The following is a 13,121-nucleotide window of genomic DNA, read 5'->3' as shown; positions in this document are numbered from 1 at the left end:
GCTGAGTCAGTGAAAAAGTTACAATTTCACACGGCGAGCCCACACTCCGTCTGCTGCCTCGCTGAACCATCCTGAAGACCAGAATTCGTCGAATCCGTATTGGTCAGACGTGAAAACCCACGCCTCGGTAATCTGACCATCGTGCCAACGAGCTACCTCACAACAGTTGGCGGTTAGTGTTTTGTTTCCTCGAGTCGAAGTCATCTTGAAAAGAACGACGGTTCGTTCGTCACTCGTGAAAAAGTCCTGATCTTCGACACTCAGTGTCCCGCCGACAAGAACTTCCATCCTAGCAAAGAGCCCAAACACGGCTTCAGGTCCTCGATAGTCACCTGAGACCTGACTCTTACCAGCAACGTGCCACACCACATTGTCCGCAATAATGCCGTTCAAGGCTTCCTGGTCACCCTTGGAACGAGCCCGATATCTGCTATGAAGTAAATCTAGGTGTGGATGAGCGACCATAAGTTAGTCCCTTCCAAAATTGATGCTAATAGCAAACCCGCAACCCTTCCATACATTACCGGTGGCTCAAACGACCCTTGGCTCAGGAATAGGAATGATAAACCGACCACCAGCCTCGGCATAGTCGCGCTGTTGTCGCCTGATTTCCTCTTCGAAGTTCCACGCGAGGACGAACGCAAAATCAGCTTCACGTTCACGGAGGGCCTCCACCGGAAGCACTGGCAGGTGCGTGCCTGGAGTATAGTGGCCAATCTTCATGGGGTTTTGATCAACCGTGAACGACACGAGTTGAGTGTCAATGCCGCAGTAGTTAAGTAGGGTGTTCCCTTTCGCCGGCGCACCATAGCCCGCAACCACCTTGCCATCAGATTTGAGCTTTTCTAGTAGACGGCGAATAGCCTGTCGATTCAAAGCTACGTCAACTGCAAATCGTTCATAGCGGTCCATGTTTTCGAACCCTGCTTCGGTCTCCGCCGCAGCATAATCAAGAACGGTATCTGCATGACCCCCTTGAACCTCTTGTCTACCCAGATACACCCGCAACGACCCTCCATGAAGCGGTACATGCTCAACTCGCCTAATGGATAGGCCAACGCGGTCGCACAAACGCATCAACGTTGTTACAGAGAAGTAGCACAGATGCTCATGATAAATCGTGTCGTACTCCAGACGATCCAATAGATCTCGAAGATAAGGCGCTTCGATAACAATGAGTCCGTCTGGTTTGAGAACGTGCTTACACCCTTCCAGAAAATCTGGCGTGTCATCCACATGCGCTAAGACGTTGTTTGCAATAACCACATGAGCTGCACCGTATGTCTCCTGCACCTCACGACCGGTAGCTTCATTGAAGAACCGCGTCAGTGTTTCGACTCCTTGTGAGCGGGCCAATTCTGAGATGTTCTCAGCAGGCTCGATACCAAGTGTCTTCATTCCATATGGCTCAAAGCATTTCAGGAGGCTCCCATCATTACTCGCTACCTCAACAACCAAGTTCCCAGGTTGTAATTTGAGAAGTTCGACAATGGTTTTGGAGTAAGTACGATTATGCTCTGCCACGGTTTCTGAAGTTCCCGTGACATAGATGTAATGGCTAAACAGCGTTCCCGGATCGATAAGATCTAGCAGTTGTACTAGTGAGCACCCCTCGCAACGGTAGACATCAAGAGGATAGGACTGTTCCGCTGGAAATTCATCAGTTGAACGCAAGAAAGCATTTGCGAGTGGTGTCGGCCCCAAAGAAAGAAATTTAGTCAGTTGGGTGCCGCCACACACTCGACACGTCTGACGCTTAGTATGACCAGTCACGCGTGAGGACCTGAGATGCGGTTAAGCTGCCTATCGCACTTCTTGACAGTGCAGAAAAAACGGGGTGTCCGTTTGAAACGCTGGAACACAGGAACGATTATAACCGGCAGAGTCAGTTAGGCACACACACTTACAAAGAACCAGATGTCGTCATGAACAATGTGAAAGCAACCCAGCAGGATGACAACCAATCACGCGCCGACCGAAAAACAATTACCTGGAATCTTAACCCTAGCGTGTCACTCGCTCCATATCGGCGTCAACCATTCGGCCGACCAAATGTTCGAAATCTACCGTTGGCGACCAATTGATGTTCTGTCGAGCTTTCGAGGCGTCCCCGACTAGATGGTCGACTTCCGCAGGGCGCAATAGATTTGGATCGACACGAACCCACTCTTCCCACTCAAGTCCTACGTGGCTGAACGCAAGCCGCACCAAGTCTCTGACCGAGTGACTTGTACCAGTAGCGATAACGTAATCATCCGGTCGATCGCACTGCAACATCATCCACATCGCGCGAACGTAGTCACCCGCAAAGCCCCAATCACGGCGTGCATCGAGGTTACCAAGCAACAGTGAGTCGATAAGACCATGCTTGACTCTAGCTACTCCATCACTCACTTTACGGGTGACGAATTCCAGACCTCGCCGTGGTGACTCATGATTAAAGAGAATCCCTGAAACGGCAAATAGATCATAACTCTCACGATAATTTACCGTGATGTGGTGTCCGAACGCCTTGGCAACACCGTACGGACTTCTTGGATAGAATGGCGTCGCCTCGGTCTGTGGCACATCACGCACCTTCCCAAACATTTCGCTAGAGGAGGCTTGATAGAACCGAATTGAGGTGTCAACCTGACGAATTGCATCCAAGATCCTTGTTACCCCAAGAGCATTAAATTCACCCGTAAGCATCGGCTGGTCCCACGATGCTGGTACGAACGACATCGCCGCCAGATTGTAGAATTCGTGTGGCCGCACCTCCTCAATGACACGAATCATCGAGAGTTGATCAAGGAGGTCGGCCGTTCGCAGCTGAACCCTGTCGAGCAGGTGTTCTATACGCCATAAATTTGGCGTACTAGAACGGCGAACCACTCCGACAACTTCGTAGCCCTTGTCTAAAAGCAACTCAGCTAAGTAGGAGCCGTCTTGGCCAGTGATGCCAGTAATGATCGCTCGCTTGGACATAGAGATGGGCGCTATTTGTTAGGTGTCAGCATTCGTTAACAGCCGGTGCTCAACTTAGATGCCGATCAAGTTAATAACATGACGCGCCGCTGGAACAAGTGACCGTCGGGAAGTTACCGTCAAGCCAACTGATTCCAGCAGCCTCAAAAGCCCTACGGTCATCGGACAGGACGCCTCCTCCAAGAGATGACGGCACGTACGAGACTCCGCGTCATTAGAAGCCACAAGCCAACCCCACAACAAACCTCGACTGTGTCCGCGGTCCACAAGACTTTTTAATCGATTTAAGAACTCCAAGTCCTCAGGATGTCGTACGGCGAATTCCGAGCAGTAATCGCGTAGCACACTGGTTCGGAGAGGAATACTTTGACTGAAGGCCATCCTTGAAGAATTCTGTTCGTGCGACCTCCACGAAAAGAGCGATTCGGCCACCACGGCAACATCCCACTGCTCAGCAATCCGCATTAGGATCGTGAAATCACCCCAGTGGATTGGGCAGCGCTCATCAAAGCCAGACGTCTTCACCACTTCCCGGCGGAATACAAGGGCTGGTGTCGCCAGTTCAGACCTTCCTCTGCGAACTAGCCGCTCAATGAAGTCTCTGCCACTCCAAGTCCCGGTTTTCTTAATCAATCGACGACGAACGGTCAGTCGTCCCTCACCGTCGATCATATTCCAGTTACTACCAGCGAATGCCGCCTGTGGATTAGCTTCAAGCACTGCAACGTGGAAATCCAGGAATCTTGGATCGTAGTGGTCATCATCATGGAAAAAAACGACATATTCACCAACCGCGGCGCGGATGCCGCGATTAAAATTTGCGAACATCGGCACGCGCTCGTTAACCCTCAAGATTCGCGCATTTGAATTGTTCGCAACGAATCCAGTTATTACCGCCTGGGCTTCGGGCCCACTCGCATTATCTAGAACAATCACTTCGTAGTTCTCGTAAGTCTGCTCTCGGAGAGATTGCAGAGCGGCACTCAGATACTCGACACGTCCGATCGTGGGAACACAAATTGATACTAGGGGAAAAGTCACGTTACGGTAACCGTCAGTACCGGATTGAAAATAATCATTACCAGTTGCAGCTCGCTCACTTGCCGTCCAGAGCCTCCAGAGTCTTCACGACCCCTTCCTTGATGCCGATGCGTGCACGCCAACCGGTTGCTGCACAGAGCCTACGTGTATCTGCCCAGAATCCGTCACCACCAAGAGGGCATTCGACTAGAGGATGTGTGATCGGACGTGGCATGTCGTAGTACTCCGCAGCCAAGTTTGCGACGTGGCCGACACTCGTTGGTTGGCCACTTCCGACATTAAAGACCCCAGAGGGTATGTCTGAAGAGACCAGCGACACGAAAGCAGAGGCTACGTCGTCAACGTGAACAAAGTCCCTAAAGGCGTTCGGTGTACGAATACTTGCCTTTTGTCCGGAGGCATAAGATGCCCGAAGAGAGGGAATTAGTGAACCCTGCATCTGCCCGGGTCCATAGACAAAGAAAATCCGGACCCATTGATAATTAAACGCCGCATCACGAGCGACCGTTTCCAGCACGTTCAACTGCGCGTGCTTCGTTGCTGCACAGAAGCCCCGATCAACTGGAACGCTTTCTTCGGAGACAGCTCCAGAAGCGCGACCATATTCTGCACAGGTTCCTGCAACGACCATTCGCCGTACGCCCGATCGCGCCACAGCGCCGATAAGCCGAAGGCCAGCATCCAAATTCGTGCGGCACCTTTCAAGCGAATAGTCCGGTAACCCTTCCCACGCCAGATGGAGACACCACTCGGGTTGAAACCTTATGGTCTCGTTAATCCAGTCACCGTCCCTCCCCAAATCGGCTGTGATCGCTTCCATCCCATGACGCCGAGGCAACTTAGCTGGATCTCGGGAGAGGCAAAGCACTTCGTGCTCCCTTAAAAGAGGAAGTACGCGGCTCCCGATAAAACCGGTGCCGCCAGTCAACAATACGCGCATCGCAATTCAGAACTATTCGAGCGACGCTGGATCAAAATCAGGAAAAGTTCGATCCCGTTCCGAGATCACGACTGGTTCTGTTGGCCAGTTCACCTTGAACGCAGGATCGTTGTAACGGAAGCCCCGCGCTGACTCTGGAGAAAACATTTCGCTCATGTAATAGTGAAGCACGGTGTTCGCGACAGTCGTCAACCAAGCGTTGGCGCACCCAGCTGGCACATAAAGGCTTCGACGGTCATCAGCTGAAATCTTTACCGAGACCCATTGCATGAAAGTCGGTGAGGTTTGCCGTAGATCGACGACTACGTCATAAATCCCACCGGACATACACGAAATAGTCTTGGATTCTGCGTATCGGCCCACCTGGTAGTGAAAGCCCCGAAGCGTACCACTTTGAACATTCTCCGAAATATTGCCCTGAGCAACAGTTGGTGCAAGACCATGTGCCGCAAACTCCTCGGTACAGAAGTGACGACGAAAGCCACCTCGTTGGTCAGAAAAGACCACCGGCTCAATAAGCCACACCCCCTGCAGTGCCAACTCAGTGAACTTCATGCAGTAACGACCAATGGTTCAAACGTTTGGGGTAGAAGCGTTTAGCTGGCTATGCTCGCGGGCATGCTTCTCAGTCGAATAAAATGTTTGGTATCTTCTACTTGGACGCCATCCCCAAGCTAACCCTCGGGCAGACTCACGCCCTCTCACTTACAGTATAGGAATGAAAAATCCCCTCTCTAGTGAGTCGTTCATGAACTGAACATAATTTTTCCTTAGTTTTCATGGGTTTGTCAAGTTAGACCAATTTCATGGTCCAGACCGCATGGAGTCTTTCGTAATCCCTCAGATAGTCAATCGTTCAATAAATGAACACACTTTTGCTTAGCGTTTTGAAGTTTCTCAACTTAGCCAGACCCTTCCGTTGGACCATCACTAAGACTTTCGTATAATTTTCGATACTCCTCGGTGCCCTTTTCAATGTCAAACAGTTCACTCGCGACCCGACGACACCGTTTGCCCGTCTCCAAGTCAGTGAAAAGGGCTCGAACGGGCGGAAGTGAGGCTACAAACGCCTCCTGGTCCATTGCTGTAAGGACCACCCCAACATCGTGATGCCTGACAATCGCACCAGAATCGCCGACTCCATCGTTCAGGATCACGGGAACTCCGCATGAAAGAAACTCCGCGAGCTTGGTAGCTGCTGATGCACGTTTCGACAGTGTCGGGCGTATGAAAAACAGCCCGGCATCGAACAAGGCCGTATAGCGGGGCATTTCTGAAAAGCTGGCTCTTGTAAGCACCATAGCAGAATCAGGAATGCCACTAGCCACAGCGTCTCGGCGTAGAGTCTCATGGTCTTCACGCGTCACAATGAGAACTCGCAAGGATTGAATCGATTTCGACAAATACGCTAGGTAACGAAGCATCTCATTCCGCAGATACCAGTTACTCATCGTGCCTACACATCCGATCACAAGCTTGCCTTGAAGACCGAGTGGACCAATCAAATCAGGGTCTTTCTTGATGGGTTTGAACCGTTGCAAATCGACGCAGGTCGGGATCACCACCGTTGGCACGGTATCCGGAATGTCGTACCCAAGCGCCGGCAGTGCCTGCACGCCAGCCTTCGTCAAAGAGACAATGGCGTCAGCCCGTTCGAAGAACTGCCGTTCCCACCACTTACCGAGTCGATAAAGAAACCCGCGCGCGCACCAATGCCCAGCTTCCACCTTCTCGTCAACCCAGAAGCCTCGCATGTCAAACAGGAAGCGCGAGGCGCCGCCACGGCGAACGAACAGGGCGACCAATGCTGCTACGTAGCCTCGGGCGTGCACGATTCGGATGGTCCCCTGCTGGCAGACGCGCCAGGCGGCCAGCGCTCCACTAACAACGTCAAAGATCGTTGAGAAGACAGGGGGCGACTTGTGATAACGCAATGGAATCCAGTTGATACCAGACGCGTGGAACCGCCGCTCCATCGCTATCACGCGCGTATGATCCGATAGGTCCTCAGGCTTCTCGAAGCTAATTAGCGTAATTCGGTAGTTGACCGAAAGTCGCGTCAGGTAATTGACGACTTGTGACTCGCCGAGCGGTTCAAGTGCGCCGTCGTACGAAACATAGAGAGTCTGAGAGTCGTTAGACAACATAGAAGGGTCACCGGCTCTATAGCTGGGCGTCTCGGTCTGTCGTTAACAATCCCTAGGCTCAGGAAGATCACAGCGTGAGGCGCCCATTTCAGCCAGGGTCGTTCCCGTCAGAGTCGCACAATATGGAGATCGGTCCGGCCCCGAAGTGCGTTACGAGTGTCTACGATTAGCGGCGAACGTCGAACGATTTCGTCGTAATCAAACGACGCGTGAGGAGTGGTGATCACCGCACAGTCAAATTCTTGATCGAAAGTCGCAGAGGGTTCGATGGCCTCCAAATGCACTTGCCCTAGCTCGAGGGACGCCACATACGGGTCACTGTAGGACAACTTAGCACCACGCTCCTGCAGCAACTGTGCTAGGTCGAGCGCCGGCGACTCGCGAATATCACCCACATTAGCTTTGTAAGCAACACCGAATAAATGAATTGCTGCTCCCTTAAGTGGTTTACCAACTGTATTTAGCGCATCACTAACTCGCTCGAGCACATAGCGAGGCATCCGGCCGTTGATATGTCCGGCCAACTCAATGAAGCGACTCTCAAAGCCGTTCTGGCGTGCTTTCCAGCTCAAATAGAACGGATCGATCGGAATGCAATGCCCACCGAGGCCAGGGCCGGGATAGAACGGCATAAATCCGAACGGCTTGGTCTTCGCAGCATCAATAACTTCCCAAACATTGACCTCTAGATCGCGACACATCAGCGCCAATTCATTGACGAGACCAATGTTGACCGCCCTAAAAGTATTTTCCAACAGCTTAACCATCTCAGCGACACGCGTTGAAGAAACAGGCACGACCGTCTTGACGATTTGCCGGTACAAGGCTGCGGCTACCTCCGTTGATGCTGAATCAACTCCACCAACGACCTTAGGAATGTTCGCGGTGCGCCACTCGGAGTTGCCTGGGTCCACACGCTCTGGAGAAAATGCTAGGAAGAAATCCTGTCCCACCTTCAATCCACTACGTTCCAGCAACGGCTGGACGACCTCCTCGGTCGTTCCCGGATAGGTCGTCGACTCAAGAATAATTAGCTGGCCAGGATGTAAATGTGCACTAACGGACTCAGTTGCCGCGGCCACGAACGAGAGGTCGGGATCCTTCGTCTTGCGAAGAGGCGTCGGCACACAGATGTTGACGGTGTCAACCTCTGCAAGCTTTTGGAAATCGCTGGTCGCCACGAGACGACCAGCATCTACAGCGGCTGCGAGTTCTTCAGTAGCTACATCTGGAATGTCAGATTCACCACGACCAATTCGCTCTACTCTCGCACCATCGACATCAAAGCCAAACGCCGAAAAACCCGCCTTCGCGAATTCCACAAGTAGCGGCAGCCCAACGTATCCGAGGCCGATCACCCCGACAGTAGCGGATCGATTGTTCAGCCGTTCCAGCAGCAAAGTAGTCGCGCCACCCATCACGATGCCACTATAACACGCTGTTTCCTGAGGGAATGAACCACGCTTGCGCATCGCCAGACAACTTCCTAGGGCTCATCGTAACGCCTGCCGCCGAGACGCTAGATGACGAGTCAGAGCGTCCTGCCAAGACGGCATTTTGAAACCCGCCGCTGCAAGCTTCGCGGTGGAAAGGGCACAAAACACTGGCCGAACGGCTGGCAGCGACAAACTGGCAACAGAGATTGGCCTAAGGGATGTTGTCGATTGAAGTTGCCGTGTGATTTCCTCGGCAAGGTGCAACCATGTCGTGTGACCCGTATTAACACAGTGGTAAAGCCCAGCTGGCGCCTTCGCGTCGATAAGTGACCGGGTCGCTCGAGCGACATCGTGAACAAAGCTTGGCGACACCACGCGGTCCATGAACACATTCGGCTCACGGCCATTTACAATCGCGTCAGTAATCTGATCGATGCTACTCCGGGCGGGCGTGCCACCGAACAGACTCTCGACACGAAGAATATAAGCACCCATAATGTCGCTCGCGAACCATTCCCCAATCAACTTCGAGGTGCCGTACACATTTCTCGGACTTGCTTCATCTTGCTCGGTGTATGGCACCGTGGCAACGCCGTCAAAAACAAAATCGGTGCTGTAGTGGACGAAGATGGCACCGACGTCGGTAGCTGCACGTGCGAGGGAACGGACGCCGAACGCATTCACCGCTAATGCCACCTCTACGTTGTTTTCGGCCTCGTCAACACGGTTATACCCGGCACAATTGATGATGATTGACGGATTATGTGCTGTTACAACCTTAAGAAGATTACCGTGGTCAACCAGCTCTAGTTCTGCATGAGTCAAAGGAATAAGTTCTTCGTCACTAAATTCAGCACAGATAGCCCCACCGAGCTGACCACCCGACCCGGTCACGAGGACTTTTCGTTTTCCCATCGTGGGACGTTTATGACATCCGCAGGTACTCTGCGATCATCTCAACCACGTACGCCTGCTGGTCTTCGGTTAACTCGGGATACATTGGAAGCGCCAACGCAGTGCGAGCGGCATTTTCGGCCTTGGGAAACGCACCTTCTGAATAGCCAAGACTCGCGAAGCACTCCTGCCGATGCAGCGGTACCGGATAGTAAATCGCGGTCCCGACACCGCGTGACTCCAGATGTGTGTGAAGCTGGTCTCTCCTCGGCGTTTGGACAACGTATTGATGATAGGTGTGCCACCGGTCCTGGGGCTGGACGGGAAGCTCAACACCAAAGGCCTCCAACCCTGCATCGGTAAACAACTGATGGTATCTATCCGCCACCTCACGTCTCGCCCTACACCATTGGTTTAGATGCGGAAGCTTTACTCGTAAAACGGCTGCTTGAATCGCATCCAATCGAAAATTTCCACCAACGCGCTTGTGCACGTACCTGGGCTGGGCACCGTGTACCCGAAGCGAGTGAAGATGTTCCGCCAAAGCGTCGTCATTGGTAGCAATCAACCCCGCATCCCCGTATGCACCAAGGCTTTTACTCGGAAAAAATGAGAGCCCGCCAGCCATCCCGAGCGCCCCAACACACTGCCCCTTGTACCGAGCCCCGATGGCTTGACAGGAATCTTCAATAATTGAAACGCCACTTCTTGAAGTGACAGTTAGTAGTGGATCAAGATCCGCACTCAAGCCGAATAGATGCACTGGAACTATAGCTTTCGTTCGAGACGTCATGGCTTCCCCAGCCGCATCCGGGTCTATGTTGAAGGTGTCCGGGTCGATGTCAACAAACACTGGGGTGGCGCCGAGTCGCACGATGGAGCCCGCAGCCGAAAAGAACGAGTAGGTGGTGGTAATCACCTCATCACCTGGACCGATCCCAAGCCCCATCATGATCGCAAGTAGTGCGTCGGTTCCGGAGGACACTCCAACGGCATGCTTAGCCGAAAGGTACTCCGCCAACTCCTGCTCGAGCAGCTCAACCTCTGGCCCAAGGATAAATTGCTGACTGTCGCAGACCCTGGTGATCGCGGCGAACACATCAGCGCGAATAGAGTCGTACTGAGCCTTGAGATCAACCAGTGGCACCGTCATCTCGGTTGGCTGTCTCATCTACCTTGCCGCTCCTTGATTGCAGCTCTCGTCTCCCGTTCGGTTTCACGCTGCCGGATGCGTTCACGCTTGTCGTGGGTTTTTTTTCCTTTGGCCAACGCGATTGCAAGTTTGACACGGCCGTTCTTAAAGTGCATTCGAACCGGCACGAGGGTCATGCCACGCTCGACTGTCTTCCCGACAAGTTTCCGAATCTCCGTTTTATGTAATAGCACTTTTCGCCGGCGCGTGGGCTCGTGATCAGCATAGCCACGGTGACTGTAAGAACTAATGTGAATGTTATAAACAAATACCTCTCCGGCCTCTACCCGACCATAACTGTCGCGTAGATTCACACGACCCTCGCGAATCGCTTTAACTTCAGTGCCCGTGAGCACGATGCCCGCCTCGAAAGTATCAATAATGTGATAGTCATGAAATGCCTTGCGGTGCTCCGTGATCGGTCGTTCCCCTCGTGAGCGGCCGGTCATGCGGAAGACCGTTTGCGCGTCGCCTTGACTAGCCGCGCCGCCAGTAGGACCGCCTCCACCATGCTCGACGGATCGGCAACTCCCTGACGGGAAATGTCGAATGCCGTACCATGATCGACCGACGTCCGGACGATTGGTAACCCAAGCGTCACATTAACCGTTCGACCAAAGGCCACCAGCTTGGCCGGAATCAGCCCTTGATCGTGGTAGCAGGCCACCACAACGTCGTATTCACCTTGCATTGCGTTCACAAACAAGGTATCTGCCGGAAGCGGCCCAACCACATTGATACCGTCCTGCCGGCAAGCTTCCACCGCCGGCCGTAGAACCTGTTCGTCCTCGTGTCCTAGCAGGCCTTGCTCTCCCGCATGTGGATTGAGTCCCGCTACTGCTAGCCGTGGATTCGAAAATCCGAAATGGGGCAACTCGGTCGCGGTAAGACGAATGGTCGCCTCAAGACGATCTGTAGTGAGGAGGGCCGGAACCTCCGCGAGCGGTACATGTACAGTTGCCAACACTACACGCAACGCCTCAGAGTGGAACATCATGGCAACTCTTGACGTCCCAGTGAGATGGGCTAGTAAATCGGTATGCCCGCGCCACGGTAAGCCCGCCTTAGCAAACGCTTGCTTATTAATTGGTGCCGTCACGAGTGCGTCCACCCGACCAGCCTGAACATCGGTGACCGCCTGCACAATAGTCTCGTATGCAGAGCTGCCGGCCTTGGCTGTTACCTTTCCGGCAGAAAATTCCCCGAGTTCCGCATCCGTTTTGGGACCGTAGAGGACAATTTCCCCGGCTGCTTTGACCCTTGGATCTTCTGCCGCCTTGAGGGACACCTCTGGACCAATCCCAGACGGATCGCCCACGGTTATCGCAATCTTGAGCCTTTTGGACATGAATTGTCTGCCGAATCTGCCTCGCAAAAGTCGAACTTACCCAGGCGTGTCAGAGCTGTAACATCAGCCAGTCCGCAACGATTTTTGGGTTAGCGTTTCGAACGGTCAAAGCGTAAAGAGCTTGGTCGACCGAAGAAAATGCGTTCAACACTCGATCGCTGCCGTCATCATAGTCGGTCGCCAATTGGGTTAACTCCGATTCAAGATCGGAATTGGCGAGGGCTTTGCGATCTGCACGATTGGTGACTAGTCCAATGTCTCGAAGTAGCGACATCATCACCTGTAGCATGAGGGCTAACGCATCCCTAGTAGCTGAAGGACTCTTCCTCTCGACGAACTCCTTGAAAAGCTCCTTTAGCGCGGCTAAACGGCGCTTCGAATCAGCTGTCGTTGCTGAGCTCTGTAAACTTTTTGAGGCGCACTCACGAGCGCTGGCTAAATCATCAGAATTCAACCGAAGCGCCAGACCAAGACTGCCGTCCGCTGTTGCCGCTACCACGCTCGCGTCCCCTTCGCTATATCCGTGATCCCGAACAAGAAGCTCGGCAACCTCAGCTGCCGTTAACCGTCCAAAGCGCAACCGCGGACACCGCGAGAGCACAGTGGGAAAAAGCGCATCAGGACGGGACGACACAAGGATGACCATCGACCTAGCCGGCGGCTCTTCCAAAATTTTTAGTAATGCAGCCTGTGCTTGCCAAGTCAGCCGATCCGCTTGGTCAAGAATTACAACACGCGTTCGGCCTTCGAATGGTGTGTAGCTTGCCTGGCGCACAACCTCTCGCACTTGTTCGATGTCGATCTTACTCTTGTCGTTGGGCTCAACCAACCACACCTCACCATGAAGTCGACGCTCAATTCGCTTGCAATTCTGGCAGACACCACAGGCATCAAACTCAGAGCGGTCGCCGCCCCTTGATGACGCCGATGCCTGTTCTGGCGTCTCACAGTTGATAGCTTGAGCTAGGGCAACGGCCACGGTTCGCTTCCCGACGCCTTCGGGACCAGCAAACAGTAGGGTTGGCGGAAGCGTGCCGCGTGAAACGGCGCGGGCCAAGAGTCTAATTAGAGGCCGGTGACCGGTAACCGCCCGCAGTGGCATGAAAATCTCGCCACGATCGTATCACGGCAACCGAAGGGGAAGGACCGTGTGTCG

13 protein-coding genes are annotated in these 13,121 nt (G+C 53.3%); all 13 read right to left on the bottom strand.

Annotated features, from left to right (window positions below; all coding sequences use genetic code 11):
- Positions 1-18: 18 nt before the first annotated feature.
- Positions 19-465, bottom strand: a complete 447-nt coding sequence (locus tag QGH09_01145) for a nuclear transport factor 2 family protein (protein HJO16791.1) — start codon at positions 463-465, stop codon at positions 19-21.
- A 66-nt stretch (positions 466-531) separates the two neighbouring features.
- Positions 532-1,773, bottom strand: coding sequence for a class I SAM-dependent methyltransferase (locus tag QGH09_01140; protein HJO16790.1), 1,242 nt, complete (start codon positions 1,771-1,773; stop codon positions 532-534).
- Positions 1,774-2,004: 231 nt separating this feature from the next.
- Entirely contained in the window at positions 2,005-2,967 is a 963-nt protein-coding gene (gmd, locus tag QGH09_01135; protein ID HJO16789.1) for a GDP-mannose 4,6-dehydratase, read from the bottom strand.
- Between the two features lie 54 nt (positions 2,968-3,021).
- Positions 3,022-4,008: a glycosyltransferase family A protein gene (locus QGH09_01130; GenBank protein ID HJO16788.1), complete on the bottom strand. Its 987-nt coding sequence runs from the start codon at positions 4,006-4,008 to the stop codon at positions 3,022-3,024.
- A gap of 55 nt (positions 4,009-4,063) precedes the next feature.
- Positions 4,064-4,948 (bottom strand): NAD(P)-dependent oxidoreductase, encoded by an 885-nt coding sequence (locus QGH09_01125; GenBank protein HJO16787.1) that lies wholly within the window; start codon positions 4,946-4,948, stop codon positions 4,064-4,066.
- A gap of 12 nt (positions 4,949-4,960) precedes the next feature.
- Positions 4,961-5,503, bottom strand: a complete 543-nt coding sequence (locus QGH09_01120) for a dTDP-4-dehydrorhamnose 3,5-epimerase family protein (GenBank protein ID HJO16786.1) — start codon at positions 5,501-5,503, stop codon at positions 4,961-4,963.
- A gap of 347 nt (positions 5,504-5,850) precedes the next feature.
- Positions 5,851-7,095 (bottom strand): glycosyltransferase, encoded by a 1,245-nt coding sequence (locus QGH09_01115; GenBank protein ID HJO16785.1) that lies wholly within the window; start codon positions 7,093-7,095, stop codon positions 5,851-5,853.
- Between the two features lie 107 nt (positions 7,096-7,202).
- A complete protein-coding gene (locus tag QGH09_01110; GenBank protein ID HJO16784.1) occupies positions 7,203-8,567 on the bottom strand; it encodes a nucleotide sugar dehydrogenase in 1,365 nt (454 codons plus the stop codon).
- A 21-nt stretch (positions 8,568-8,588) separates the two neighbouring features.
- Positions 8,589-9,446: a dTDP-4-dehydrorhamnose reductase gene (rfbD, locus tag QGH09_01105; protein HJO16783.1), complete on the bottom strand. Its 858-nt coding sequence runs from the start codon at positions 9,444-9,446 to the stop codon at positions 8,589-8,591.
- Positions 9,447-9,456: 10 nt separating this feature from the next.
- Positions 9,457-10,596, bottom strand: coding sequence for a DegT/DnrJ/EryC1/StrS family aminotransferase (locus QGH09_01100; protein ID HJO16782.1), 1,140 nt, complete (start codon positions 10,594-10,596; stop codon positions 9,457-9,459).
- Positions 10,593-11,066: an SsrA-binding protein SmpB gene (smpB, locus tag QGH09_01095; GenBank protein HJO16781.1), complete on the bottom strand. Its 474-nt coding sequence runs from the start codon at positions 11,064-11,066 to the stop codon at positions 10,593-10,595. Before smpB ends, QGH09_01100 begins: the two co-directional genes overlap by 4 nt.
- On the bottom strand, positions 11,063-11,965 hold the full coding sequence (pdxA, locus tag QGH09_01090) for a 4-hydroxythreonine-4-phosphate dehydrogenase PdxA (protein ID HJO16780.1): 903 nt from the start codon (positions 11,963-11,965) through the stop codon (positions 11,063-11,065). Before pdxA ends, smpB begins: the two co-directional genes overlap by 4 nt.
- 49 nt (positions 11,966-12,014) lie before the next feature.
- Positions 12,015-13,067, bottom strand: coding sequence for a DNA polymerase III subunit delta' (locus QGH09_01085; GenBank protein ID HJO16779.1), 1,053 nt, complete (start codon positions 13,065-13,067; stop codon positions 12,015-12,017).
- Positions 13,068-13,121: the final 54 nt, after the last annotated feature.

The organism is Vicinamibacterales bacterium, from assembly GCA_036012125.1.
Classification (GTDB): Bacteria; Acidobacteriota; Vicinamibacteria; order Vicinamibacterales; family UBA823; genus UBA11600.
Note: the sequence above shows the minus strand (reverse complement) of the source record. Positions and strands in the feature narration are given on the sequence as shown.